Raw genomic sequence first — 25,429 nt, 5'->3', positions numbered from 1 at the left:
CCCCTTGTCGTCAACGGTCCGCCGAGTCCGAAATCGACCCCGGAGGACCCTGCCGCCGATGAATGGACAACGGTTTCTGTTACGAGCATGTCGCGCCTGGTCACAAGTGTGCCGCATGTGCCCCCGGCGTTGTCTGGGAGCGGAATTCGCGATATGACAGAGGAGTCGGCCACGGCCGTGCTTCGGTGATTCTGGCGCGTCACCGGGGAACCGCGTGGCAGTGGGAGGAGCGATATGGCCACGACGCTCATGCGCAACACTGCGCCTAGGGAGCATCCAGGCCGTTTCTACGGCTTCATGACGCTGGTCACCGCCTGCGCGGTGGTCGGTGCCGTCGCCGTGACCGCGTACGGGGGCGCGCCCGACGGGGGCTGGTTCAGTGCGCCCTTCGCGTTCTGGTTGACCGCGGGGCTGGCCCTGGTCGCCGAGCTGCGGCCGACCCGCTGGGGCGGCCTGTGGATGTCGCCGATCGCCTCGATGTACCTCGTCTACGTGCTCGCGACGATGGTGACCTGGGGATTCCTGCCCGCACTGATCGTGCAGTCGGGGGCCATCCTCCTGCTCTCGATGCAGATCGGCTCCAACGGCTGGCGCACGGTCTTCAACATCTCCCAGCAGGGCGTCGCGCTCATCCTCGCCTGGCTGGTGTGGAACGCCGTCGACGGCGGCGCGGCTTGGAACGCTTCACTGGCCCAGCTGCTCGCCGTGCTTGCCGCGGGCACGGTCTGGACCCTCACCAGCTCGTCCCTGGTCGCGACTCGGCAGGCCCTGCGCATGGGCGGCGGCTGGGGCGACCTGTTCGGGCAGTGGATCCGCAGCGAGTGGGCCCTGCGGGCCACCCAGATCGCGATCGCGCCGATCCTGGCCACGGCCGCGATGACCTCGTGGTGGCTGGTCGCGGCCTCGGCGATCCCGATCTTCAGCGTCTACCGCATCCTCCAGGCCGCGGCCGATCGCGAGAAGGAGGCCGACCACGATCCGCTCACCGGCCTGCTCAACCGCAAGGGCTTCCAGGAGGTGGTCGACGGCAAGCTCGCCGACGGGGCCGAGACCGGCACCGCCGTGGCCGTGCTCATCCTCGACCTCGACCGCTTCGCCGACGTCAACTCCGCGCTCGGCCACGAGGTCGGCGACCGGCTCCTGGTCGAGCTCTCGCGGCGCTTCACCGCCGACAAGCCCCCCGGGAAGGCCATCGCGCGCCTGGGCGGCGACGAGTTCGCGTTCGTGTGGTCCGAACTGGACGGCATGACCGACCCGCTCGAATGCGCGCGTGAGATCCGGGCCCGCCTGGACGCCCCGATCGTCCTGGGCGACGCGAGCCTCGAAGTGGACGGCTCGGTGGGCATCGCGGTGTTCCCCGACGACGGCGCCGACTTCCAGACCCTGTTCCGCCACGCCGACATCGCGATGTACGAGTCGAAGCAGCGCGCCTCGATGTTCGCCCGCTACGCCCCCGAGTTCGACCACCACTCGCCCGAGCAGCTGCTGCTCCTGGGCGACGTGCGCCGCGCCCTCGACCACCCCGACGCCCCCGGCGTGAACCTCTTCTACCAGCCGCAGGTGCGCCTGGTCGACGGCGAAGTCATCGGGGCCGAGGCCCTGCTGCGCTACCACCACCCCGAGCGCGGCGTGGTGAACCCGGCCGAGATCATCGAGACCGCCGAGCACTCCTCGGTGATGCGGATGCTCACCGAGCGGGTCGTCGACATCGCGCTGCGCCAGCTCCGCACCTGGAACGAGGCCGGCTACCACCTGCGGATGGCCGTGAACGTCTCGGTGCGCGACCTCCAGTCGCCCGAGTTCACCGACTTCCTGACCGATCGGATCGACGCCTACGGGGTGGACGCCGAGAAGCTCCAACTGGAGATCACCGAGTCGGCGCTCATGGCCGACCCGCGGCGCGTGGTCGTCAACGTCCAGCGCCTCTCCGACCTCGGCGTGGGCATCAGCCTCGACGACTTCGGCACCGGCTTCTCCTCGATGCAGCACCTGCGGCGCCTCCCGGTCACCGAGATCAAGATCGACAAGTCCTTCGTGACCACCCTGATCGACGACCCGGACAACGCCGCGATCGTCTCGACCACGATCGACCTGGGCCGGGCCCTGGACGTCGAGGTCGTGGCCGAGGGCGTCGAGGACGAGAAGGTCCGCAAGCAGCTCGAGGGCTGGGGCTGCCACGCGGGACAGGGCTGGCACTTCGCCAAGCCCATGAGCGCCGACGCGTTCGAACGCTGGATGGCCGAGCACCGCAAGGACCGCTAAGCGCCACAAGGGAGTTCGCGTGGGGCCGTCGACCTGGACCGGGCCGCTTCGGTTCGCGGCCTTCTCTTTGTCGGTGGGGTGTGCGAGGCTGTGCCTATGAACGTTGTGCTCAATGACGAGGTGCTCGCCGAGTTCGAGCCGCACCGCCGCGAGCTGTGCGCGTACGCCTATCGGATGCTCGGCTCCTCGTTCGAGGCCGAGGACGCCGTGCAGGAGGCCTTCACCAGGGCCTGGAAGTCGTACGGTTCCTTCGAGGGCCGCTCCAGCCTGCGCTCGTGGCTGTACAAGATCACCACGAACGTGTGCCTGGACATGATCAAGGGCCCGCAGCGCCGGGCCCGGCCGATGGACCTGGCCCCGGCCTCTGACGCGGGCACGCCGCTCCCGGCCCCCGAGCCCGACTACATGTGGGTCGAGCCGATCCCCGACTCGATGGCCTTCGGCGCCGACCCGGCCGCGGCCGCCGAGGCCAAGGACACGCTGCGCCTGGCGTTCGTGGCGGCCGTGCAGCACCTGCCCGCGAAGCAGCGCGCGGTGATGCTCATGCGGGAGGTCCTGCGCTTCTCGGCCGCCGAGACCGCCGAAGCCCTCCAGCTGAGCCCGGCCTCGGTCAACAGTGCGCTCCAGCGGGCGAAGGCCACCATGGAGAAGGTCCACCCCACCCCGCAGGACGAGTACAGCGTGGACGACGCCGAGGTCCGCAAGATCGTCGACGGCTACGTGAGCGCGTTCGAGGCCTACGACATGCAGGCCCTCACCGCACTGTGCACGCAGGACGCCTCGCTGTCCATGCCCCCGATCCCGCTGTGGGTCCAGGGCCACGAGTCGATCGAGCACTTCATGCTCACCACCGGCTCGGCCTGCCGCGACTCCAAGCTGGTCCCCGTGGGCGCCAACGGCATGCCCGCCTTCGGCCACTACAAGCCCAGCGACGAGCCGGGCCTGTGGCTCCCCTGGTCCATCACCATCCTCGAACTCACCGGCGGCAAGATCTCGGGCCTCAACTACTTCCTGGACACCCCGAAGCTCTTCCCGCTCTTCGACCTCCCGAACGAATACCGCGAATAACCCGTCCAGGGCCCGGCGCGCGAGCGCCGGGCCCGCCCGCCGTCCCCGTTGGAGGTTCCGGATTGGAAGAACCCGGCGAGACCCCTACTCCCGCTGAGCTCCCGAATGGAGGACTCGACATGGGCGCGTTGAAACCCTGGCACTTCTTGATCGTGCTCGCCCTGCTGCTGCTCATCGCCGCGGTCGTGGTAACCGTGGTGCTGGTCGCCAACGCCGGCAAGAAGAAGCAGTACCCCTACCCGCCTCCGTACCCGCCGCCCGGCGCGCAGCAGTGGCAAGGCCATCCGCCTCAGGCCCCGCCTCCGCCGCTCCAGCCGGGGACCCCGCCCCCGAACCAGGACCCGCCCACCGATCCTCCGTCCCGACCGATCTGACCCTGACGGCCGCCTCGCTTTGCGGGGCGGCCGGTCTCAGGCTTGGGGGTAGGGCATGTGGAACGGTTCCCATTGGTGGCCGTCGAGGTCGATGAAGGTGCGGCCGTACATGCCGATCTCGGCTTCCTGGGCGCGGCGGTCGTTCTTGACGACCTCCTCGGTGCCGCCTGCCTTGACGGCCGCGTCGGTGAGGTCGTCGACCGCGTCGCGGCTGGGCAGGGCCAGCGCGTAGGCGGCCGAGGAGTACGTCAGCGTGTCGGCGATGGGGCGCTCGGCGAACGTGGTGTAGAAGTCCTTGGCCAGCAGCATGAGGCAGATGTTGTCGTCGACCACGACGCAGGCGGCGTTCTCGTCGGTGAAGTCGGGGTTGACGCTCCAGTCGAGGGCCTCGTAGAAGCCCCGGGCCCGGTCGAGGTCGTCCACCGGCAGATTCAGGAAGATCATCTTGGTCGCCACGGGTATCACCGCTCCTAGAGTCGAATGCGCCTTCAACTGTGCAGACGAGTCCGGTTGAGCGGATTCATCGCTCGTGCGAGAAGTTCTTCTCACGCCGTTCGTCGCCCGTTCGCGGACCGCTCACCGGCACCTCGTCGCGCCCTCGCCGCAGGACGACGACGGTCCGGCGACACGCGTCACATCGATGCTTCTCTCTGCCTCATGCGCCTCCTAGGTTCCTTGTAAACCCGTCACCGTGCCGCCCAGCGACCGCACGGCAAGCCCTTCAAGGAGGAATGGCCCGATGGCAGACACGCCCACCCGCGAGGGACCCCCGCCCGAGGTCACCGAGGAACAGCTCGTCGCGATGCACGACGACCCCCGCTTCGTCGACCTCAAACGCCGCCTGTTCCGGTTCATCGTCCCCGCCACGTTCGGCTTCCTCGGCTGGTACCTGCTGTACGTGCTCCTCTCCGCCTACGCCCGCGACTTCATGGGCATCGTCCTCTTCGGGCACATCAACGTCGCGCTCCTGCTCGGCCTCGGCCAGTTCGTGTCCACGTTCGGCATCGCCTGGGCCTACTCGCGCTACGCCTCGCGCCATTACGACGACCACGCCGACGCCCTGCACGACGAGATCGTCTACGGAAGGGAAGACTGATGGAACTGCTCGCCCAGACCGGAGACGACTCCACCCGGAACCTGACGCTCTTCCTGGTCATCGTGATGACCCTCGTGACCGTGTTCATCACGATCTGGGGCCACCGCTACACCAGCACCACCGCCGACTTCCACTCCGGCGGCCGCAACTTCAAGTCCTGGCAGAACGGGTTCGCGATCGCCTCCGACTACATGTCGGCCGCCTCGTTCCTCGGCATCGCCGGGACCATCGCCCTCTACGGCTACGACGGGTTCCTCTACTCGATCGGCTTCCTCGTCGCCTGGCTCGTGGCCCTCCTGCTCATCGCCGAACTCCTGCGCAACTCCGGCCGCTTCACCGTGGCCGACGTGCTCTCCTACCGGATGCGCCAGCGCCCGGTCCGCACCGCCACGGCCATCTCCACCCTCAGCGTCTCCACGTTCTACCTGCTCGCCCAGATGGTCGGCACCGGCGCGCTCATCGCGCTCCTGCTCGGCATCCAAGAGGGCGACACCTTCATGGGCATGGACGCCGACACCGCCAAGATCGCCGGCATCGTGTTCGTGGGCGCCATCATGACCTTCTACGTCGCCTTCGGCGGCATGAAGGGCAACACCTGGGTCCAGATCTTCCAGGCCGTGATCCTCGTCGGCGGCGCCGCGCTGCTGGTGTTCTTCGTGCTGATGAAGTACAACTTCAACATCTCCGAACTGCTCGGCCAGGCCGCCGCCGCGTCCGGCCACGGCACGGCCTTCCTCGAACCGGGACAGACGTACGGCGTCGAGGTCGACGGCGACGCGATGCAGACCATGTGGAACAAGCTCAGCTTCCTGAGCCTGGGCCTCGCCCTGGTCCTGGGTACCGCGGGCCTGCCGCACATCCTCATCCGCTTCTACACCGTGCCCGACGCCAAGACCGCTCGCCGCTCCATCAACTGGGCGATCGGCCTCATCGGCTCGTTCTACCTGATGACGCTGGTGCTCGGCTTCGGTGCGGCGGCGATCGTCGGCTACGACGCGATCGTCACGCAGAACGCGGCGGGCAACACCGCCGCACCGCAACTGGCGCAGACGGTCGGCACCGACTTCGGCGGGTCGATCTTCGGCGCGGTCCTGCTCGCGATCATCGCCTCCGCGGCGATGGCGGCGATCCTCTCGACCGTGTCCGGCCTCGTGATCGCCGCGTCCTCGTCGTTCGCCCACGACCTGTACAACAGCGTCATCAAGCGCGGCAAGGCCACTGAGCAGCAAGAGGTCAAGGTCGCCAAGTTCGCCTCCATCGGGGTCGGCGCCGTCGCGATCGTCCTGGCGATCTTCTCGCAGAACCTCAACGTGGCGTTCCTGGTCGGACTCGCGTTCGCCGTGGCCGCCTCCGCGAACCTGCCCACGCTGCTGTTGAGCCTGTTCTGGAAGCGGTTCAACACCAACGGGGCCCTCTGGGGGATCTACGGCGGCCTCATCAGCGCCCTCGCGCTGGTGGTCTTCTCGCCCACGTTCTCCAGCACGCCTTCCTCGCTGCTCGGCGAAGGCGTGAACATCGCCTGGTTCCCGCTGACCAACCCGGCGCTCGTGTCCATCCCGTTCGGTCTGGCGTGCGCCGTCATCGGCACGCTCACCTCGAACGAGAGCAACCCGAGCCGGTTCGCGTCCATGCAGGTCCGGGCCCTGACAGGTGCAGGCGCCGAAAGGGCCGCCAAGCACTAGTCACGGTCGCGGGGAGGACTGGAACAGTCCTCCCCGCGCCGCCTTGGCAACCGATGCCACCTCGCCCGCGAATGTGCCCCACGTTACAGTTGCCGGGTGATCCCCGATCGCATCTACGCCTCGCTCCGCACCGCGAGGCTGACCCCTCAACGCCAGCGTCGGCGCGCGGGAAGCGCGGCGACGCTCGCTTCGCTGCGCCTGACCCGCCAGATCGGCGAAGCGCTCGCTGACGGCCTGTCCGGCAAAGGCGTCCAGGTCGCGGCCCGTCGCCTGGCCCGGCTCCTCGACGCCGAAGGGGTCGCGCTGGCCGACTGCGACCGGCTCCTGGCCGTGGCCGGGTCCATAGATTCGGAAGCGGCCCAAGGGCTCCTGGTCGAGACGCTCGACCTGCTCTCGCCGGTCACGGCCCCGCCGCTGCGGGCCGCGCCCCTCGTGGTCTCCGGCGACCTGGCCGGGTGCCTGCTCGTCTCCGGCGACGTGGGGGACGCCGAGCTCGCCGAGGCCGCCCACCTCGTCGCCACCGCTCTCGACCACGCCGACCTCGACCGCTCCCGCGAGCGCATCGCCGCCGCCGACCTGCGCACCCTCCGCGCCCAGATCTCCCCGCACTTCATGCACAACGCCCTCGCCGCGATCAGCGCCCACACCCGCACCGACCCCGAGCGGGCCCGGGAGCTGCTCACCGACTTCTCCGACTACCTGCGCTACTCGTTCGCCAACACCGGCGACTACGCGACCGTGGCCGACGAGCTCCAGGCCGTCCAGACCTACCTCGAACTCCAGCGGGCCCGCTTCGACGACCGCCTCGACATCACCGTCCGCATCGCTCCGGAGGTCCTGCCCGTGCCCATCCCGTTCCTGGTGGTCCAGCCGATCGTGGAGAACGCGGTGCGCCACGGCTTCGAGTCGCGGCCCGGCATCGGCCACATCGCGGTGCGCGGGTTCTCCGAAGGGGCCCTGTGCGTCATCGAGGTCGAGGACGACGGCGCGGGCATGGAACCGGACGACGCCAAGGCCATCCTCACCGGCAGTCGGGAAGGGGCCGGGCGCATCGGTCTGGCCAATGTGGACCGTCGCCTGCGGGCCGTGTACGGCCCCGAATACGGCCTCTGGCTCGACACCGCCCCCGGGGCCGGGACCAAGGCCACCGTGAGAATCCCCCGCTACGCCCGAGGAGTCCACCCATGACCGCGAATCGGAGCCCTCGCCGATGACCCAGCTGCGCGTGCTCGTCGTCGAAGACGAGCCCTCCACCCGCACCGAACTGGCCGGACAGCTCGCCGAGCAGCCCCGCGTGGGCGAAGTCGCCTGCGCCGCAGGCGGAGACGAGGCCGTGCGCCTCCTCGGCTCCGGTTCCTTCGACGCGGTGTTCCTCGACATCGCCATGCCCGGCCTCACCGGCATGGACGTGGCCCGCATCCTCAAACGGCTCTCCGACCCGCCCGAGATCGTGTTCGTCACCGCCTACGACAACCACGCCGTGGAGGCATTCGGGCTCGGCGCGGCCGACTACCTGCTCAAACCCTTCCGCCCCGAACGCCTCGCCGAAGCCGTGGCCCGCCTGGGCCGCCGCGCCGGACCCACGGTGGGGGAGAAGGCCGACGACCTCGCCGTGGTCCAGGTCGAACTGGCCGGACGCACCGTCTTCGTGCGCCGCGACGACATCGCCTACGCCGAAGCCCACGGCGACTACGTGCGCCTCCACTGCGCAGGTGGCGAGGGACAGCGCTCGCACCTGCTGCGCCAATCCCTCACCTACCTCGAACAGGTCTGGGACGCCGCCGGATTCGTCAGGGCCCACCGCTCCTTCCTGGTCAACCTCGCCGCGATCACCGAACTGCGAGTCACCTCCACGGCAGGCCTCGTGGCGGTGACCGACGCGGGCGAAGTCCCGGTGAGCCGCAGACACTCCCGTCTCCTGCGAGAACGCCTGCTCCAGGCCGCCAGGGACGGCGGACGATGACAGCCCGGCGGAGCGCTCGACCATGAACCAGCGTGTGCGCGTCACCAGTCCGCAGACCCGGCTCGCGCTGCGCCGCAAATCCGACGCGATGGGGCGGCTCTCGCACCTCGCCGGGCGCCCCCCGATCCCGTCCTCGGCCATCGACCTCGCCGCCGCCGAACGTGCACTCCAACGCCAACGCCGCCTCGCATTGCGCACCGCCGCCTCGCTCGTCCTCTGCCTCGCCCTCCTGCTCGCCGCCGCCGCGCTCGCCCCCGGGCGCATCGGCTGGATCGCGTTGTTCTTCGCGCCCTACCCGATCCTGCTGATCCTCGCCGCCGTCCACGTGCGCCGCGCCGAGCGGATCGAGGCCGAGCACCTGCCCGCGAAACCCGGTTCCTGATGCTCGGGATCGTCTCCATCGGCCTCGTCATCGTCGCCAGCGTCGCGATCGGCGTCTGGGGCGTGCGCGCCGCGCGCTCGACCCCCGACTTCCTCGTGGCCTCCCGCAGCATCGTGCCCGGCTGGAACGCGCTCGCCATCGCGGGCGAGTACGTCTCGGCCGCATCGGTGCTCGGGCTCGCCGGACTGCTGGTCAAGAACGGCGTCGGCGCGATGTGGTACGCCGTGGGCTTCACCGCCGGATACGTGCTAGTCGCCGCCCTCGTGGCCGGACCCATGCGCCGCAGCGGCGCCTACACCGTGCCCGACTTCGCCGAATACCGGCTCGGCTCGCCCAGGCTTCGCCGCATGTGCGGCCTGGTGGTCCTGGTGATCATGCTCCTGTACCTCCTCCCACAGTTCAAAGCCGCCGGAGTGGTCCTCGAACTCGTCTCCGGCATCCCCTACTGGATCGGCGTGGTCGGCGCCGGACTCGTGGTCTCCTCCACGATCGCCGTCGGCGGGATGCGCTCGGCCACCTACGTCCAGGCCTTCCACTACCTCGTCAAGCTCGCGTTCATCGCCGGACCGGCCGTGTTCCTCATCGTCCTCGCCGGACCCGAACGCCGCGACGCCGCGCTCGACCCGATCGTCGACGCCGACTGGACCCGCCCCCTGCTCGACCTCGACGGTTCCGGCCACGCCCTCCTCGCCACCGTCTCGGTCCTGGTCGCGACCACCCTGGGCGCTATGGGACTCCCGCACGTGGTGATGCGCTTCCACACCGTCGCCGGAGCCCGCGCCGCCCGCCGCGTGGCCGTCGGGGTGATCGTCCTGCTCAGCCTCTTCTACCTCTTCCCGGTCGTCTACGGCCTCCTCGGCCGCATCGTGACCCCCGACCCCGAAGAGACCGACGTCGTCCCCGTCCTCGTCCCCGGCGAGATCGTCCCCGGCACCCTCGGCGCGGTCCTCACCGCGCTCGTGGCCGCGGGCGCGTTCGCCGCGTTCCTGTCCACCTCGTCGGGGCTCCTCCTCGCCCTCGCCGGAGGCCTCTCGCACGACCTGTTCGGCGGGTCCCTCTCGCGCCTGCGCCTCGGCGTCGCCGTGGGCACCGCCCTCGCCGTGGCCCTCGCGCTCCCCGCCGAAGGCGTCGACATCAACGTGCTCGTCGGCTGGGCCTTCGCCGTGGCCGCCTCCACGTTCTGCCCCCTGCTCACCCTCGGCATCTGGTGGCGCGGCCTCACCTCCACCGGCGCGACCGCGGGCCTCCTGGTCGGCGCGGGCTCCTCCACCGGGGCCGCGCTGGCCTCGGTCGTGCTCGACCTCCCGCCCGGCCCGTTCGCGATCCTCCTCGCCCAACCAGCACTGTGGACGGTCCCGTTGGCGTTCGCGACCATGGCGATCGCGTCCCGGCCCGGCTCGGTCCCCGACTGGGCCGACGAGGCCGTGCTGCGCCTCCACGTACCCGGACGCCACAGCACCGGAGACACCGGGGCGATCCCGCGGGCCCGGCGCGGAAAAGGGCTCGACACCGCCCGGCCCGCCGATTAACCTCGCGGGCATGTCAGGTTCTCCCGGGTCGAACGCGTGCGCCGCGTTCGGCTCCTGCTTCATCAGGTTGCGCGCGGCGGCCTAGGCCCCGCAAGCGTCTCACCCGACCCTCGGTCGGGTCCTCAACCCTGCGCGGCGCTAGGCGAATCACCGTCCTGATTCGACTACCCGGAGAACTCCCATGTCCCGCAGTCATCTTCCGCGCGCCTCGAAGCGCAAGCGCCTGTCCCAGAACTTCCTCACCGACGCCGCCCTCGCACGCCGCATCGTCACCGAATCCGGGGTCGGGCCAAGCGATCTCGTCGTCGAGATCGGCCCCGGCGGCGGCATGCTCACGCGTCCGCTGCTCGAACGCGCAGGGAGCGTCCTGGCCTACGAGAAGGACCGCCACTACGCCGAACGGCTCCGCTCGCGCCTGGGCCACCACGACCACTTCACGGTGCGCCTGGGGGACTTCCGCGACGCCGACGCACCGGACGAGCCGTTCGCCGTGGTCGCCAACGTCCCGTTCGCCATCTCCACCGACATCGTGCGCTGGTGCTTCGACGCCCGCGCCCTCACCAGCGCCGACCTCTTGGTGCAGCGCGAGTTCGCCCGCAAGCACGCGGGCGGCTACGGGCGATGGTCGAAGCTCGCGGTGACCGCCTGGCCGCACCACCGCCTCAGCCTGGGCCTGCGCGTCCACCGCGAGCGCTTCGATCCCGTTCCGGCCGTGGACGGCACGATCCTGCGCATCGAGCACCGCGAACGACCCCTCTTGCCCGCCAGGGCGATGCGCGACTACCTCGACCTGGTCGACCTCGGCTTCGCCGGGGCGGGCGGCTCGCTCACGGCCTCGCTGCGCCGCGTCGTCCCTCCCCGGCTCGCCTACCGCGCGTGCGCCGAAGCGGGCATCGCCCGCGACCAGCCGGTCGGCCTGGTCCCGCCCGACCGCTGGATCGCCCTGTTCAAGGCGCTCGACAGTTAGAAGGACACGGGGTACCGGTCCGGTTGCGGTTGCCGTTTAAGGTGGACTTGCCCGGCCCGGTACCCCCATCTTGGAGCCTCCATGAGCGAAGCCATCTGGATCGAGCTGATCAAGGTGCTCCCGGCGTTCCTGTGGATCGGTTTCGGGTTCATCGCCCTGGCCATCGCGAAGCGGATCTTCACCGCGCAGGCCCCGCGCATGACCAAGGTCGAGACCCCTTGGGTCACCGTCGAACTCGCCCAGCAGGCCATCGAGCAGGCCACCGTCCGCGGCCCCGAACCGGAGCCGGTCCGCCCGGACCCGGACTTCGGGCTGTGGCCCCCCGGTCCGGAAGGAGCCGAACCTCCTCACGACATGGGCGGCGAAGCCGGGCATGACGGGCCGCTCGCGGCCCCGCCCTACGACCCGAGCCCGCCCGGATACGCGCCGCGGCAGCGCCAGCCGGTAGGCGCGACGCCCCCGGCGGACGACAAGGCCACGAACGACACTCCCGACTCCACCGAACCGTCCGCGCCTCAGTCTCAACCGCCGGTTGAGCAGGGCGAGACGATCCCTGTCCCACCGGACCTTGAACCCCTCCCGGTGACGAGGCCCCCGGATTCCGCCTTCCGCCGCCGCTCCCCGTATCCGCCGCTGTACTCGAACCCGCCCTACAACCGCGAGCCCCTGCCCGAGCTCCCGTACGGCCCGCAGGCCCACGCCCTCGGGGTCTACGGCCGCCCGCCCTCGGACGCCCCGAAGGGCCTGCGCGCGGCCAAGCGCCTCGCCTACGCGGCCGACCGCCTCCAAGGCGGCGCGATCCTGTGGGTCGACGACCAGCAGGAATGGAACGAGCCGCTCATCCGCCTGTTCCGCACCGCCGGGATGACCGTCGACGCGGTGTCCTCGACCGACGAGGCCCTGCACGAACTGCGCCGGGGCCAGTTCGACCTGGTCATCACCGACATGCGCCGCGAGCGCGAACCGGGCGGCGACGACGCGGGCACCGAACTCCTCGACCGCATGGTCGCCATGGGCGTCCCGACCCCGGCGGTGTTCTTCTCCGACCACCCCGGCGTCCAGACGAACCTCCACCCGCGCGCGGTGATCGCCACGAGCGACCCCGAGCAGCTGGTGGACACCGTGGTCGACATCGTCGGCACCCGCTCCCGCCCGGCCCCCTCGACCTGGCTCGACCGCATCCGAGGCACCTGACCGGTGACGGGCGCGGCTACAGTGCCCGAATGGCATTGACCCGCGCGACCCCGCTCCACCTACGGCCCTGGACCGGGGACGACCTCCCCGCCGTCCTCGACGCGCTCGCGAGCCCCGACATGGACCGGCAGTTCCCCAAGCGCGACACCGACGAAGCGCGCGCCCAGGCCTGGCTCGACTGGGCCACCGGCCTGACCGCGCGGCCCGCCGGGTTCGCATTCGCTGTGTGCGGCGAGGACGACCGGCCGGTCGGGAACGTCGCGGCCGCGAACGTCGATGCCCACGACGTCGCCTGGGTCTCGTACTGGACCGGCCCGAGAGGCCTCGGCATCGCCGCGGCCGCGCTCGCCGGACTCGTGCCCTGGCTCCACGACGCCGCCTCCATCGCACGCCTCGAACTGGGCCACCGCCGCAACAACCCCGCCTCCGGCAAGGTCGCCGAACGCGCCGGGTTCCTCCACGAAGGCGCCGAGCGCGGCAAGCTCGCCTACGACGGCCAGCGCTACGACACCCTCCGCTGGGCCCGCCTCGCAGGCGACCCCAGGGCCGAACCCGACCGCCCGGTCGAGATCCGCTTCTAGAACCGGTATTCGACCCCGGTCAACTCCTCCGAGAGCTCCCAGAGCCGCCGCGCCGCCTCCAGGTCCCGGCCCGATCGCGCCGGACGCACCACCGCCGGGTACCCCTTGCGCTGCTTCCTGCCGTCGGGGCCGATGTACTGGCCCCCTTCGGCTTTCGGGTCTGTCGCGGCATAGAGCTGCGGCAGCGCCCCCAGCTCGGCGCTCTGGCAGATCAACGGCATCACCATGCGCGCCACCGCGGGCAGCGGCTGCGGATAGCTCTTCACCAGGTCCGTCGAAGCCAGGCCCGGATGCGCCACGAGACTGCGCACCGGACTCCCGGCAGCACGCAGCCGCCGGTCGAGCTCCAGCGCGAACAGCATGTTCGCCAGCTTCGACTGCGCGTAGAACTTGAACGGCCCGTAGCCGTCCGCGCCCGTCAAGTCCTCGAAACGGATCCGGCCCCTGCCGTGGGCCAGGGAGCTCACGACCACCACCCTCGGGTCCGCGCCCTCCGCGAGCCGGTCGAGCAGCAGCCCGGTCAGCGCGAAGTGCCCGAGGTGATTGGCCGCGAACTGGCTCTCGTGCCCCTGCGGGCTCAGCCTGCGCGGCGGGCACATGATCCCGGCGTTGTCGACCAGCAGGTCGAGTCCATTGTCGTACCCGTCGGCGAACGCCCGCACCGAGTCCAGGTCGGCCAGGTCCACCCGCCGCACCTCGACGCTCCCGCCGATCGCCTCGGCGGCCCCGCGTCCTTTGGCCTCGTCACGCACCGCCAGCACCACGTGCGCGCCGCGCCGCGCGAGCTGCCTCGCCGTGGCGAACCCCAGGCCCGAATTCGCTCCCGTCACGATCGCCGTCCGCCCCGACTGGTCGGGAATGTCGTCGCTGGTCCACCCGGTCATGCGCGCTCCTCACTCGTCGCGTCGAGTCTCCCTCCCTCCGAGAACACCGAGGGTGTCAGGGCTCACCCCAAGCCCGGATCGCACGAAACCCCAGCTCACCGCCCCGGTGCTATGTAAATGGTTTGCCGTTGTCAGACCCCGGCTTTACGCTCGGCAAGTGAGGTTCCTCCGCGCTCCCGAACTGCCGCTCGACGACCCCCTCAGATCCGAGGGGTTCAGGGCTGCCCGCGCGCTGCCCGCCGGCGACGCCGACTTCAAGCCCGCCCCCGGCACGCCCTGGCGCTACATCGTGTGGCTCGCCTCGCGCCGCAAAGGCCTCATGACCGCCGCGCTCGTCACCTCCGGGATCGCCCTCGGCGCGCTCCCGGTGCTGCCGTTCTTCCTGACCGGCGCGGTCGACGACGGCCTGCGCGAACGCGACTGGGGCGCCCTGGTGGCCTGGTCCCTCGGGATGGTCCTGGCCGGGTTCTTCACCGCCGCCGCGATCGTGGTCTCCCACCGCCTCACCGTGTACTGGCGCATGGACGCCGCCTACCGCACCCTCCAGCTCGCCACCCGCAAGGTCAACCGCCTCGGCGACGACCTGCGCCGCCAGGTCACCACCGGCCAGGTCGTCTCGGTGGGCGCCACCGACATCAACCGCATCGCGTGGGCCGTGGACTCGCTCTCGCCCATCGCCGGGTGCGGCATCGGCCTCATCGCCGTGGGCGTCCTGCTGTTCAACACCTCCGTGGCCCTGGGCCTGACGATCTTCATCGGCGTGTTCATCGTCGGCATCGTGACCGGCCCGGTCCTCACCAAGCTCCAGTCCAGCCAGGAGCGCTACCGCGAACGCGTCGGCGACATCGCCGACCGCGCCTCCGACATCGTCTCCGGCCTGAGAGTCCTGCGCGGCATCGGCGGCGAGGCCCGCTTCAACGCCTCCTACCGCAAGGACTCCGACGCGCTGCGCGAAGCCGGATACAAGGTCGCCGGACCGGCCGCGTGGCTCAACGCCCTCGGCGAGGGCGCCCCCGCGATCCTCCTCGGCGTGGTCATCTGGATCGCCGGACGCCAGGTCGCCTCCGGGGACCTCACCCCCGGCCAGATGGTCGCCGCGTTCGGCTACACCGGTGCGCTCATGCTGCCCGTCCACTGGCTCATCGGCTGCTCCTACCGCATCATCGAAGGCCGCGTGGCCGCCGGGAAGGTCTGCGAACTCCTCGCCGTCCCCGAACGCGAAGCGCCCGAACAGGTCCTGCCCGGCCCCCGCGAAGGCGCCGAACTCCACGACCCCGAATCCGGGCTCACCGTCGCCGGGGGCGAACTGCTCGCCGTGGCCTCGGCCGACTCCGACCAGATCGCCACCGTGTTCGACCGCCTCGGCGGCTATACCGACTCCGGTGCCCGCTTCGGCGACGTGCCCGTGGCCCAGCTCGACCGCGACGAACTGCGCCGCCGCGTCCTGGTCGCCGAACACGACGCGTATCTGTTCGCCGGGACCGTGGCCCAGATCGTGGCCGCCCGCGACGGGCACGACCGCGTCGAGACCGCCGTCGAGGCCGCCTCCGCGGCCGACGTGGTCGAGTCCCTCCCCGAAGGCCTCGACACCGAGGTCGACAACCAGGCCCGCACCCTCTCCGGCGGCCAGCGCCAAAGGCTCCGCCTCGCCCGCGCGATCGCCGCGCACCCCGAGACGCTGTTGCTCCACGAGCCGACCTCCGCGGTCGACTCCCACACCGAGGCCCGCATCGTCGATCGCCTGGCCGAGGCCCGCACGGGCCGCGCCACCGCGATCGCCACCACCTCGCCGCTGTGGCTCGGCCGCGCCGACCGCGTCGCGTTCGTCCACGGCGGCAAGGTCGTCGCCACCGGCAGCCACCACGAACTGGCCGCCCAGAACCCCGACTACCGCGCACTCGTCACCCGGGAGGCCCAGTGACCTCGTCCCGCACGAACCAGCTGCCGGTGGCCGACACCCCGGCGGTGCGGCGCGCCTTCTTCCGGCTCATCGCCTCCGAGAAGCGCCGCGCCACCACGGCCGTGGGCCTGCACCTCGTGGCCGCCGTCGCCGCCGCCGTGGCCCCGATCCTCTTGGGCCGCATGCTCGACGAGCTTTCCGCAGGGTCCGGGGCCGCAGAGATCGACCGCCTCGCGCTCGGCCTGGTGGCCTCCATCGTCGCCGTCGTGGTCTTCACCTGGGCCGGGACCTTCGTCTCCCACCGCCTCGGCGAGCGCCTCTCGGCCACGATGCGCGTCCAGTTCGTCGAACGGTCCCTGCGCCTGCCGATGCCCGTGGTCGAGCAGGCCGGGTCCGGCGACCTCATGACCCGCTCCTCGGCCGACGTGCCCGAGGCCGGGGTCCTGTTCCGCGACGGCCTCCCGCAGATCATCGTCTCCCTGCTCAAGGTCGTGGTCTTCCTCGCCGCGATGCTCTGGGCCAGCCCGCTCTTGGGCCTGTGCATGCTCGTCATCGTGCCGCCCCTGTGGGTCGGCACCGCCTGGTACCTCAAGCGCGCCCGCGCCGGCTACCTCGCCGAACGCGAGGCCGAATCCGGGATCGGCGACACCATCGGCGCTTCGGCCGACGGCGCCCGCACCACCGAGGCCTACCGCCTCGGCAAGGACCGCGACCAGGCCGGCGACCGCACCATCGCCCGCCAGTGGAAGGCCTCCAAGTACACCCTGTACCTGCGCAGCGTCTTCTTCCCGTTCCTCGACGGCTCCTACGCCCTGCCCACCGCCGCGGTCCTCATCGTCGGCGGCGCGTTCTACTTCAACGGCACGGTCACCATCGGCACCGTGGCCGCCTGCGCGGTCCTCACCCGCCAGATCCTGTTCCCGATCGACCACCTCCTCATGTGGGTCGAGAAGGTCCAGCGCGGCCTCGCCGCGATGGCCCGCATCGAAGGCGTGGCCGAAGCCGAGGACACCGAGCAGGACGCCACCACCCAGCGGCCCGCCGACGGCGCGGTCGAACTCGAAGCGGTCCGCTACGCCTACCCCGCGAGCCCGCGCGACGTCCTCCACGGCGTCTCCCTGCACGTCCCCGCCGGGCAGCGCCTCGCCGTGGTCGGCCCCTCCGGCGCGGGCAAGTCCACGCTCGCCCGGCTCATCTCCGGCTCCGACGTGCCCCGCGAGGGCCGCGCCGTCATCGGCGGCGTCGACGTGGCCGATCTGCCCCTCGACGAGCGCCGCAAACGCGTCACCCTGGTCACCCAGGAGCACCACGTCTTCACCGCCTCGTTGCGGGACAACCTCATCCTCGCCAACTCGGGCGCCACCGACGAGGCGCTGAACGAGGCTCTCGCCGCGGTCGGCGCCGACTGGGCCTTCGAGCTGCCCGACGGGCTCGACACCGCCCTCGGCGGCAAGAACCGCGAGCTCGACGCCGCGAGCGCGCAGCAGATCGCGCTGGCCCGGATCATCCTCGCCGACCCCGACGTGGTGATCCTCGACGAGGCCACGGCGATGCTCGACCCCCGGGCGGCCCGCGACACCGAGCGCGCGCTCGGCGCGGTCCTGGAGGGGCGCACCGTGATCGCGATCGCGCACCGGCTGCACACCGCGCACGACGCCGACCGGATCGCGGTGGTCGAGGACGGAAGGGTGGCCGAGCTCGGCAGCCACGACGAGCTGATCGCCCTCGGCGGGCACTACGCGGGGCTGTGGAGCGCCTGGCACGGCGAGAGTGAGACCCCCGCCAAGACCGGCGGCGGCGCCCCCGAGAACGAACTCGCCGGAGTGCACTCGCAATAGCGCGAAGGCCTTCCCGCGCAATCGCATTGCGCACAAAGGAAGGCCTGGGAACGAACCAGGCCCCGGGCTTTCGCCCGGGGCCTGTACTGGCTCGAGAACACCACCACAAGTCGGAACACCCACCGACTCGTTCTTAGCAAGGAAACAGAAAGGAAACCAGGAAACCCGTTCCGAACCAGTATCGAGAGACTATCACGTCACATTGGCCGTGGCTAGAGGGCGATATCCGGTCGGCCTGATTCATGCCAACTGGTTTTCGCGATCCGTTCATCACACCGCGAAGCCCACACCGCCGGTGCCCGCCTCCGGGAGCGGTGGCGCACGGCCTAGACTCGACTGGTCTTCCCGCAGCTAGTAACCGTTAGGAAACACCTGTCGTGAGTACGATTTCACGCGAGGAGGTCGCGCACCTGGCGCGGCTGGCCCGCCTCGAAGTCACCGATGACGAGCTCGACGCCTTCGCCGGCCAGCTCGACGTCATCCTCGAATCGATGAAGACGCTCGCCGAAGTGGACACGGACGGCGTCCAGCCGACCTCGCATGCGGTGCCGCTGGTGAACGTGTTCCGGGAAGACCAGCCCCAGCCGTCCCTGCCCCGCGACGCCGTGCTCTCCGGGGGCCCCGACACCGCCGAGGACCGCTTCCGCGTCCCGCGCATCCTGGACGAGGAGGCCTAGCCGTGAGCCGCATCATCGACAGGACCGCCGCCGAGCTGTCCGCCGACATCCGCGAGGGCCGCCTGACCTCGGTGGAGGTCACCACCGCGTTCCTCGACCGCATCGAAGCGGTCGACGGCGAGATCAAGGCCTTCCTCCACGTCGACCGCGAAGGCGCGCTCGCCACCGCCCGCGAGGTCGACGCCGACATCGCCGCGGGCAAGGAGACCTTCCCGCTCGCCGGGGTCCCCATCGCCGTCAAGGACGTCGTGGTCACCGAGGGCATGCCGACCACGGCCGCCTCGAAGATCCTCGAAGGCTGGATCCCGCCCTACGACGCCACGATCGTCGAGCGCATCAAGGCCGCGCGGATGCCGATCCTCGGCAAGACCAACATGGACGAGTTCGCGATGGGCTCCTCCACCGAGTACTCCGCGTTCGGCGCGACCCGCAACCCGTGGGACACCGGCCGCATCCCCGGCGGCTCCGGCGGCGGCTCGGCCGCGGCCGTGGCCGCGAAGATGGCCCCGCTGGCGATCGGCACCGACACCGGCGGCTCGATCCGCCAGCCCGGCGCGGTCACCGGCACCTTCGGCGCGAAGCCGACCTACGGGTCAAACTCCCGCTACGGGCTCATCGCGTTCTCGTCCTCGCTGGACACGCCCGGTCCCGTGGCCCGCAACGCCCTCGACGCGGCGCTGCTCCACGAGGTCATCTCCGGGCACGACCCGAGGGACTCGACCTCGATCGACGCTCCCGTGCCCCCGGTCGCCGAAGCGGCCCGCGCCGGGGCGAGCGGCGACCTCACCGGCGTCAAGCTCGGCGTGGTCAAGGAGTTCGGCGAAGGCGACGCCGCCGCCGAGCCGGGCGTCGTCGCGGCCTACCAGGCCGCCGTCGACCAGCTCGTGAAGCTCGGCGCGGAGATCACCGAGGTCTCCTGCCCGTCCTTCACCTACGCGCTGCCCACGTACTACCTCATCGCGCCCTCCGAGGCCTCCTCGAACCTCGCCCGCTACGACGGCGTGCGCTACGGCCTGCGCTCCGGTGACGACGGCAAGCACTCGCTCGAAGAGGTCATGAGCCTCACCCGCGAAGCCGGGTTCGGCCCCGAGGTCAAGCGCCGCATCATCCTCGGCACCTACGCGCTCAGCGCCGGGTACGTGGACGCGTTCTACGGCAAGGCCCAGCTCGTGCGCACCCTCATCAAGCAGGACTTCGAGAAGGCCTTCGAGACCGTCGACGCGCTGATCAGCCCGACCACCCCGTTCGTGGCCTTCAAGTTCGGCGAGCGCACCGGTGACCCGTACCAGATGTACCTCGCCGACCTCTACACGATCCCGTCGAACCTCTACGGCGGCCCGGGCGTCTCGGTGCCGGTGGGCCTGTCCGAGGGGATGCCCGTGGGCCTCCAGGTCATGGGCCCGGTCCTGGGCGACGACATCACCTACCGCGTCGCGGCCGCCCTGGAGTCCACGCAGGACACCCTCCTCGCCGACACCGCGCCCGAGATCGAAGGGAACTAAGCACATGACGAAACTGAACACCTTCGAGCAGGCCGTCGCCGACTACGAGCCCGTGCTCGGCCTCGAAACCCACATCGAGCTCGACACCCGCACCAAGATGTTCTGCGGCTGCTCCACCGCGTTCGGCGCCGAGCCCAACACCCAGGTCTGCCCGGTCTGCCTCGCGCTGCCGGGGGCCCTCCCGGTCGCCAACAAGGCCGCCGTCGAGGCCACGATTAAGATCGGCCTGGCGCTCAACTGCCGCATCGCCGAGTGGACCCGCTTCGCGCGCAAGAACTACTTCTACCCCGACATGCCGAAGAACTTCCAGACCTCCCAGTATGAGGAGCCGCTCTGCGAGGACGGCTACGTCGAGGTCGTCGTCGACGGCGAGGTCCACCGCGTCGAGATCGAGCGCGTGCACCTCGAAGAGGACACGGGCAAGACCCTCCACGTGGGCGGGGCCACCGGCCGCATCCACGGCGCGACCGAGTCCCTCGTGGACTACAACCGCGCGGGCATCCCGCTGGTGGAGATCGTGACCCGGCCCGTGCCCGGCACCGGGGCCCTCGCCCCCGAGGTCGCCCGCGCCTACACCGCCGAGCTGCGCGACATCGTCCGCTCCCTCGGGGTCTCCGACGTCCGCATGGAGCAGGGCTCCCTGCGCTGCGACGTCAACCTCTCGCTGAACAAGCCCGGCGAGGAGTGGGGCACCCGCACCGAGACCAAGAACGTCAACTCGCTGCGCTCGGTCGAGCGTGCCGTGCGCTACGAGGTGCGCCGCCAGTCCGCGCTCCTGGACGCGGGCGAGCGGATCTTCCAGGAGACCCGCCACTTCCACGAGGCCACCGGCGAGACCAGCCCCGGGCGCTCCAAAGAGGAGGCCACCGACTACCGGTACTTCCCCGAGCCCGACCTGGCCGTCATGGAGCCCTCCCGCGAATGGGTCGAGGAGCTGCGCGCCGCGCTCCCCGAGCTGCCGCGCAAGCGGCGCGAGCGCCTCCAGGCCGCATGGGCCCTGGGGGACAAGGAGATGCAGTCGGTGGTCAACGCCGACGCGGTCGAGCTCATCGAGGCCACGGTCGCGGCCGGGACCACCGCGTCCGGCGCGGTCAAGTGGTGGCTCGGCGAGCTCTCGCGCCGCGCCAACGAGTCCGGCGACGAACTCGGCGCTCTGGCGATCACGCCCGAGCAGGTGGCCGAGCTCCAGGGCATGGTCGACGACGGCCGCCTCAACGACAAGCTGGCCCGCCAGGTCATCGACGGCGTGCTCGCCGGAGAGGGCTCCCCGGCCGAGGTCGCCGCCAAGCGCGGCCTGGAGGTCGTCTCCGACACCGGCGCTCTCGAAGCGGCCGTGGACGAGGCGATCGCGGCCAACCCGGCCGTGGCCGACAAGATCCGCGGCGGCACCCACGCGGCCGCGGGCGTCCTCATCGGCGCGGTCATGAAGGCCACCAAGGGCCAGGCCGACGCCGGGACGGTCCGCCAGATCATCATCGACAAACTGAGCTGACGAACGCGAAGGGCCCCTGCCGCGAGGTGTTCGGCAGGGGCCCTTCGCGTGCCTGCGGTCAGGCGATCTCCAGGTAGTACGCCTTCTGGTGCACCCACTTCTCGACGTCCCTCACCCACAGCAGCGCCCCGTCGAGGCCCTCGCTCGGAATGTCGAGGCACCACTGGTTGGTGATGGTCTCGCCGTCGTCGGCCGCGCCGTTCGTGTGGAGGCCGGGCGCTACGGTCGGGCACTCCTCATAGAGCACGCCGTCGATCCAGAGCCCGACGAGGATGTCGTTCGGGAGGCTGTTGAGCTCGTCGTCGCCGTGGTAGGTGCCTTCGAGCGTGATCGTGGCGAGTTGGTCGTGGTCGGGCTCGGCGCCGAAGAAGTTCGCCGAGTCGAGCTCGGCGGTGGCGTCGAGGTCGACTTCGAGGACCTTGAGGTCCCACCCGTAGACGTCCAGGACCGCGTCGGCTTCGAGCGGGTCGTCCGGGCTCGTCCCGGCCTCGGGTTCGTCGGCCGCGCCCTCCTCGCCGTCGCCGCACGCCGCCAGCGCCGCCAAGGCGATCACGCTCGCGACCGCCGCGAGGCGGGTCCTCCACGGGAGCAGGGTCTCTCGTTGCTGGTCGCGCATGCTGGGCCTTTCGGGTCGGGCACGGGATTCGACGGTGGCGAACCTATCCGGCCGGACTTGTCAACCACTTGCCGAGCGCGTCTCGCCTTCTCGATAGGGTTGACGGCACGCGCGATCGAACGGAGCGACGGTGGGTGAGGTCGGCTTCCGGGCGCTGGGGCCGCTCGAAGTCAGCAGGGGGAACGGCCCGGCGATCAAGCTCGCGCCGATGCGCCGCCGCCTGCTCGCGACCCTCCTCGCCCGCGCCGGGCACCAGCTCTCCGTCGACCAACTCGCGAACGCGCTGTGGGAGGCCGACCCGCCGCCCAGCGCCACCGCGGGCATCCACGTCCACCTCCATCGCCTCCGCCGCGACCTCGGCGAGTCCGGGCACATCACCCGCGGCGCGGCCGGATACCAGATCAGCGTCACCGCCGCCGAGTTCGACGCCAAGCGCTTCACCGACCTCGCCGTCCGCGCCGCCCGCGAGCGCGCGGGCGGGCGCACCGAGACCGCGTTCGACACCGTGCGCGAGGCCCTCGCGCTGTGGCGAGGCGAACCCTACGGCGGCGTGCCCCGCACCGGGGCCGTGGCCGCCGCGGCCGAACGCCTGCGCGAGCAGCGGCTCACCGCCGTCCAGGCCATGCACGAACTCCAGCTCGACCTGCGCCGCCACCACGAGGCCGTCGCCCCGCTCACCGACCTGGCCGCCGCCCATCCGCACAACGAGCGCTTCGCGGCCTTGCTCATGCTCGCCCTCCACCGCTCCGGACGAAGGGCCGAAGCCCTTGAGCTGTACCGGGTCCGCCGTCGCCAGACCGTCGAGCGCCTCGGCCTCGAACCCGGAGCGCTCCTGCGCCGCATGCACGAGGCGATCCTCCGCGCCGACGACCGCCTCGAACGCGTGGCCACCGCGAGCCTCGAACGGGTCTGGGAGCCCGGCGCCCTCGCGCCGCGCCCCACCGCGCCCGTCCCGCGCGAGCTGCCCCGCCCGCCGCACCCCTTCACCGGCCGGGACGCCGAGCTCGCCGCCCTCGACGACCTGGCCGCGAACGCGCCCGCCCCGCTGGCCCTCATCACCGGCATGGGCGGCATCGGCAAGACCGCCCTCGCCGTCCACTGGGGACATGACCGCGCCGACCGGTTCCCCGACGGCCAGCTGTACATCGACCTGCGCGGCCACGGCCCCGACCCGTTGCCGCCGATCGAGGCGCTCACCGCGATGCTCGCCTCGCTCGGGGTCCCCGCCGCCCAGATCCCCGCCGACCTCGACCGGGCCGGCGCCCTCTTCCGCACCCGCACCGGCGACCGGCGGCTCCTGATCGTGCTCGACAACGCCGCCGACGCCGCACAGGTCCGCCCCCTCCTGCCCGGCGGCGCGCGCACCCTCACCGCCGTCACCAGCCGCCACCGCCTCGGCTCCCTCGTGGCCTGGAACGGCGGCACCCCGATCCCGGTGAGCCCCTTGGGACCCGAAGCGGCAGGCGACCTCCTCGCCCGTCTCACCGAGCTGGCGCCCGAACAGGCCCGGAGCCTCGCCGAACTGTGCGGGTTCCTGCCGCTGGCGCTGCGCATCGCGGCCGCGAACCTCGCCGAAAGCGGCGACGCCGACCTCCTCGCGCACCACGCCGCCGCCGGCCTCGACGCCCTCCAGATCGACGGCGACACCGTGGTCCGTGCGGTCTTCGACGCCTCCTACCAGGCCATGCCCCCCGAAGCCCAGCGCCTGTTCCGCCTCTTCGGCACGGCTCCAGGGACCGACCTCTCCGCCGAAGCGGCCGCGCACCTCGCGGGCCTGCCCCTCGAAGTCGCCGAAGCGACCCTCGACCGGCTCGTCTCGGCCCACCTCGTCGACCCCCACCGCGCCGGTCGCTACCGCCTCCACGACCTCCTCGGCCTCTACGCCGCCGAACGCGCCGCCGAGGACCCCGAACCCGAACGCGCCCAAGCGATCGAACGCCTCTTGACCTGGTGCCTCCGCTGCGCCGAGGCCTGCCATGAGCGCCTCTACCCCTCCTTCTTCCGCCTCCCGGCCCCCGAAGCACCGGCCCCTGACGACTTCGACGCGCAGGCCTGGCTCGACGCCGAGCACGCGAACCTCGTCGCGGCCGTGCTCCACGCCGCCGAGCACGGCCCGCGCCCGCTCGCGTGGCGGCTCACCGACCTCCTGCGCGGCCACTTCTGGCTCGGTGTCCACGGCCGCGACGGCGAACGCACCGCCCGCGCCGCGCTCGCCGCTGCCGAGGCCGAAGCGCACCTCCCCGGCCAGGCCGTCGCCGAACTGAGCCTCACCAGCGCCTTCCTGCGCTCGGGCCGGTCGGCGACCGCGATCGGCCACGGCCTGCGCGCCGCCGAACTCGCCGAAAGCGCCGGGCTCCCCACCTGCCGCGCCTCCGCCGAACTGCTCGTGGCCCAGGTCTACGCCGACCTCGGCCGCCTCGAAGAGGCACTCGTCCACGGCCGGACCGCCCTGCGCCTGCACCGCGAACTCGACCACCCCGAGTTCCAATGCACCGACCTGGTCGAGCTCGGGGTCGCCCACCTCCACCTCGGCGACCTCGACGCCGCCGTCGACCACTTCGAGCAGGCCCTCGAACTCGCGGCGGCCACCAGCCGGTTCACCTTCGAGGCCAACGTGCGCGCCCACCTCGCCGACGCCCTGCGCCTGCGCGGCGACCTCGACCAGGCGCTCGCCCACCTGGACGAGGTGCTCCAAGCGGACGCGGCCCGCATCGGGCAGCGCAGCAGCCGCAACGCTCTGGCGGCCCGCGTCCACCTCGCCGCCGGGGACGTCGAGCGGGCCTTCGCGCACGCGGCGGCGGCCCTCGACGGCCTCGACGCGCTCTCGGACCGCCGCCTCGAATCCTCGGCCCGCTCGGCCATGGCCGCGGTCCGCGCCGCCCGCGGCGAGCCGGCCGCGGCCGTGGCCGACTACGACCGCGCGCTCGAACTGGTCGGGCGAGGCGCCGAGTACTACCGGGTCGAGGCCCTGTGCGGCCGCGCCGCCGCCCTGGCGCACCTCGGCGACTCGGGCCGAGCGGTCGTCGACGCGTCCGCGGCCTTGGAATCGGCCCGCGCGTGCGGCTACCGCCTCCTCGAAGCCCGCGCCCGCGACCTCCTCGCGTCTGCCTGAATACATTTCGTATTCGCTGTCCGTTCAATCCCAGTGTGAGCCGCGAGTCTCCGGGAACCCCGGAGAGCGACGATGTTCACAAGGGGTTGCTAATGTTGACTGCGCTTGGCCACAGTGCCCTGAACTCGGGCACAGCCGCGACCAGAGGAGGTGAGAGGCATGGGCGACGAAGGTTCCAGTCGAGATACCGGCGCGTTCTCCCGGAATTCCTCTTACCGTGCCCCGTGTCCTCTTACATTGGAGCGGGCGGCCTGACCTTTGGCGATCACTCCGCTTACGCGTTAGGGGCACGGCCCTTTCCTCGTATTAG

The 25,429-nt window shown here is 71.3% G+C and carries 21 protein-coding genes; 18 read left to right on the top strand and 3 right to left on the bottom strand.

Annotated elements, in window-relative coordinates:
* The first annotated feature begins 234 nt into the window (after positions 1-234).
* From AB0B28_RS12100 to AB0B28_RS12090, 3 genes are all read left to right on the top strand, one after another.
* The gene (locus AB0B28_RS12100) at positions 235-2,262 is read left to right on the top strand and encodes an EAL domain-containing protein (RefSeq protein WP_360119980.1); all 2,028 of its coding nucleotides are present in this window, start codon (positions 235-237) and stop codon (positions 2,260-2,262) included.
* Positions 2,263-2,358: 96 nt separating this feature from the next.
* On the top strand, positions 2,359-3,330 hold the full coding sequence (locus tag AB0B28_RS12095; RefSeq protein WP_360119979.1) for a sigma-70 family RNA polymerase sigma factor: 972 nt from the start codon (positions 2,359-2,361) through the stop codon (positions 3,328-3,330).
* 119 nt (positions 3,331-3,449) lie between these two features.
* Complete coding sequence (locus AB0B28_RS12090; protein ID WP_360119978.1) at positions 3,450-3,704, top strand: hypothetical protein; 255 nt, start codon at positions 3,450-3,452, stop codon at positions 3,702-3,704.
* A gap of 36 nt (positions 3,705-3,740) precedes the next feature.
* Here the strand turns inward: AB0B28_RS12090 and AB0B28_RS12085 are convergent, their stop codons facing one another.
* Positions 3,741-4,160, bottom strand: a complete 420-nt coding sequence (locus tag AB0B28_RS12085) for a VOC family protein (RefSeq protein WP_360119977.1) — start codon at positions 4,158-4,160, stop codon at positions 3,741-3,743.
* Positions 4,161-4,443: 283 nt separating this feature from the next.
* Between AB0B28_RS12085 and AB0B28_RS12080 the strand changes: the two genes are divergently transcribed.
* The 9 genes from AB0B28_RS12080 to AB0B28_RS12040 all read left to right on the top strand — a co-directional run bounded on the left by AB0B28_RS12080 (position 4,444) and on the right by AB0B28_RS12040 (position 13,098).
* On the top strand, positions 4,444-4,800 hold the full coding sequence (locus AB0B28_RS12080) for a DUF485 domain-containing protein (RefSeq protein ID WP_360119976.1): 357 nt from the start codon (positions 4,444-4,446) through the stop codon (positions 4,798-4,800).
* Positions 4,800-6,482 carry a cation acetate symporter gene (locus tag AB0B28_RS12075; RefSeq protein ID WP_360119975.1) on the top strand — a complete coding sequence of 561 codons (1,683 nt, stop codon included), beginning with the start codon at positions 4,800-4,802 and terminating at the stop codon, positions 6,480-6,482. The genes AB0B28_RS12080 and AB0B28_RS12075 overlap by 1 nt, the downstream gene beginning before the upstream one ends.
* 192 nt (positions 6,483-6,674) lie before the next feature.
* Positions 6,675-7,670: a histidine kinase gene (locus AB0B28_RS12070; RefSeq protein WP_360120062.1), complete on the top strand. Its 996-nt coding sequence runs from the start codon at positions 6,675-6,677 to the stop codon at positions 7,668-7,670.
* Positions 7,671-7,692: 22 nt separating this feature from the next.
* The gene (locus AB0B28_RS12065; protein ID WP_360119974.1) at positions 7,693-8,445 is read left to right on the top strand and encodes a LytTR family DNA-binding domain-containing protein; all 753 of its coding nucleotides are present in this window, start codon (positions 7,693-7,695) and stop codon (positions 8,443-8,445) included.
* Positions 8,446-8,467: 22 nt separating this feature from the next.
* The gene (locus AB0B28_RS12060; protein ID WP_360119973.1) at positions 8,468-8,827 is read left to right on the top strand and encodes a hypothetical protein; all 360 of its coding nucleotides are present in this window, start codon (positions 8,468-8,470) and stop codon (positions 8,825-8,827) included.
* Positions 8,827-10,356 carry a cation acetate symporter gene (locus AB0B28_RS12055; RefSeq protein WP_360119972.1) on the top strand — a complete coding sequence of 510 codons (1,530 nt, stop codon included), beginning with the start codon at positions 8,827-8,829 and terminating at the stop codon, positions 10,354-10,356. Before AB0B28_RS12060 ends, AB0B28_RS12055 begins: the two co-directional genes overlap by 1 nt.
* A gap of 181 nt (positions 10,357-10,537) precedes the next feature.
* A complete protein-coding gene (gene erm, locus AB0B28_RS12050; RefSeq protein WP_360119971.1) occupies positions 10,538-11,323 on the top strand; it encodes a 23S ribosomal RNA methyltransferase Erm in 786 nt (261 codons plus the stop codon).
* An 81-nt stretch (positions 11,324-11,404) separates the two neighbouring features.
* A complete protein-coding gene (locus tag AB0B28_RS12045; protein ID WP_360119970.1) occupies positions 11,405-12,517 on the top strand; it encodes a response regulator in 1,113 nt (370 codons plus the stop codon).
* Positions 12,518-12,546: 29 nt separating this feature from the next.
* On the top strand, positions 12,547-13,098 hold the full coding sequence (locus AB0B28_RS12040) for a GNAT family protein (RefSeq protein WP_360119969.1): 552 nt from the start codon (positions 12,547-12,549) through the stop codon (positions 13,096-13,098).
* Here the strand turns inward: AB0B28_RS12040 and AB0B28_RS12035 are convergent.
* Positions 13,095-13,982: an oxidoreductase gene (locus tag AB0B28_RS12035; RefSeq protein WP_360119968.1), complete on the bottom strand. Its 888-nt coding sequence runs from the start codon at positions 13,980-13,982 to the stop codon at positions 13,095-13,097. The genes AB0B28_RS12040 and AB0B28_RS12035 overlap by 4 nt on opposite strands.
* A 157-nt stretch (positions 13,983-14,139) precedes the next feature.
* Between AB0B28_RS12035 and AB0B28_RS12030 the strand changes: the two genes are divergently transcribed.
* The 5 genes from AB0B28_RS12030 to gatB all read left to right on the top strand — a co-directional run bounded on the left by AB0B28_RS12030 (position 14,140) and on the right by gatB (position 21,391).
* A complete protein-coding gene (locus AB0B28_RS12030; protein WP_360119967.1) occupies positions 14,140-15,903 on the top strand; it encodes an ABC transporter ATP-binding protein in 1,764 nt (587 codons plus the stop codon).
* Complete coding sequence (locus tag AB0B28_RS12025) at positions 15,900-17,720, top strand: ABC transporter ATP-binding protein (RefSeq protein WP_360119966.1); 1,821 nt, start codon at positions 15,900-15,902, stop codon at positions 17,718-17,720. The genes AB0B28_RS12030 and AB0B28_RS12025 overlap by 4 nt, the downstream gene beginning before the upstream one ends.
* Before the next feature lie 377 nt (positions 17,721-18,097).
* A complete protein-coding gene (gene gatC / locus AB0B28_RS12020) occupies positions 18,098-18,397 on the top strand; it encodes an Asp-tRNA(Asn)/Glu-tRNA(Gln) amidotransferase subunit GatC (protein WP_360119965.1) in 300 nt (99 codons plus the stop codon).
* A 2-nt stretch (positions 18,398-18,399) separates the two neighbouring features.
* Positions 18,400-19,899 (top strand): Asp-tRNA(Asn)/Glu-tRNA(Gln) amidotransferase subunit GatA, encoded by a 1,500-nt coding sequence (gatA, locus tag AB0B28_RS12015; RefSeq protein ID WP_360119964.1) that lies wholly within the window; start codon positions 18,400-18,402, stop codon positions 19,897-19,899.
* Between the two features lie 4 nt (positions 19,900-19,903).
* Positions 19,904-21,391: an Asp-tRNA(Asn)/Glu-tRNA(Gln) amidotransferase subunit GatB gene (gene gatB / locus AB0B28_RS12010; protein WP_360119963.1), complete on the top strand. Its 1,488-nt coding sequence runs from the start codon at positions 19,904-19,906 to the stop codon at positions 21,389-21,391.
* Between the two features lie 58 nt (positions 21,392-21,449).
* Here the strand turns inward: gatB and AB0B28_RS12005 are convergent, their stop codons facing one another.
* On the bottom strand, positions 21,450-22,007 hold the full coding sequence (locus tag AB0B28_RS12005) for a hypothetical protein (protein ID WP_360119962.1): 558 nt from the start codon (positions 22,005-22,007) through the stop codon (positions 21,450-21,452).
* 130 nt (positions 22,008-22,137) lie between these two features.
* Between AB0B28_RS12005 and AB0B28_RS12000 the strand changes: the two genes are divergently transcribed.
* Positions 22,138-25,119 (top strand): BTAD domain-containing putative transcriptional regulator, encoded by a 2,982-nt coding sequence (locus AB0B28_RS12000; RefSeq protein ID WP_360119961.1) that lies wholly within the window; start codon positions 22,138-22,140, stop codon positions 25,117-25,119.
* Positions 25,120-25,429: the final 310 nt, after the last annotated feature.

This window comes from Glycomyces sp. NPDC046736, from assembly GCF_040645615.1.
Classification (GTDB): Bacteria; Actinomycetota; Actinomycetes; order Mycobacteriales; family Micromonosporaceae; genus Glycomyces.
Note: the sequence above shows the minus strand (reverse complement) of the source record. Positions and strands in the feature narration are given on the sequence as shown.

What these genes read in the sequence shown, in the direction of transcription:
- AB0B28_RS12100 (WP_360119980.1), top strand. Translation starts at nt 235, where the DNA reads ATGGCCACGACGCTCATGCGCAACACTGCGCCTAGGGAGCATCCAGGC.
- AB0B28_RS12095 (WP_360119979.1), top strand. Translation starts at nt 2,359, where the DNA reads ATGAACGTTGTGCTCAATGACGAGGTGCTCGCCGAGTTCGAGCCGCAC.
- AB0B28_RS12090 (WP_360119978.1), top strand. Translation starts at nt 3,450, where the DNA reads ATGGGCGCGTTGAAACCCTGGCACTTCTTGATCGTGCTCGCCCTGCTG.
- AB0B28_RS12080 (WP_360119976.1), top strand. Translation starts at nt 4,444, where the DNA reads ATGGCAGACACGCCCACCCGCGAGGGACCCCCGCCCGAGGTCACCGAG.
- AB0B28_RS12075 (WP_360119975.1), top strand. Translation starts at nt 4,800, where the DNA reads ATGGAACTGCTCGCCCAGACCGGAGACGACTCCACCCGGAACCTGACG.
- AB0B28_RS12065 (WP_360119974.1), top strand. Translation starts at nt 7,693, where the DNA reads ATGACCCAGCTGCGCGTGCTCGTCGTCGAAGACGAGCCCTCCACCCGC.
- AB0B28_RS12060 (WP_360119973.1), top strand. Translation starts at nt 8,468, where the DNA reads ATGAACCAGCGTGTGCGCGTCACCAGTCCGCAGACCCGGCTCGCGCTG.
- AB0B28_RS12055 (WP_360119972.1), top strand. Translation starts at nt 8,827, where the DNA reads ATGCTCGGGATCGTCTCCATCGGCCTCGTCATCGTCGCCAGCGTCGCG.
- erm (WP_360119971.1), top strand. Translation starts at nt 10,538, where the DNA reads ATGTCCCGCAGTCATCTTCCGCGCGCCTCGAAGCGCAAGCGCCTGTCC.
- AB0B28_RS12045 (WP_360119970.1), top strand. Translation starts at nt 11,405, where the DNA reads ATGAGCGAAGCCATCTGGATCGAGCTGATCAAGGTGCTCCCGGCGTTC.
- AB0B28_RS12040 (WP_360119969.1), top strand. Translation starts at nt 12,547, where the DNA reads ATGGCATTGACCCGCGCGACCCCGCTCCACCTACGGCCCTGGACCGGG.
- AB0B28_RS12035 (WP_360119968.1), bottom strand. Translation starts at nt 13,982, where the DNA reads ATGACCGGGTGGACCAGCGACGACATTCCCGACCAGTCGGGGCGGACG.
- gatB (WP_360119963.1), top strand. Translation starts at nt 19,904, where the DNA reads ATGACGAAACTGAACACCTTCGAGCAGGCCGTCGCCGACTACGAGCCC.
- AB0B28_RS12005 (WP_360119962.1), bottom strand. Translation starts at nt 22,007, where the DNA reads ATGCGCGACCAGCAACGAGAGACCCTGCTCCCGTGGAGGACCCGCCTC.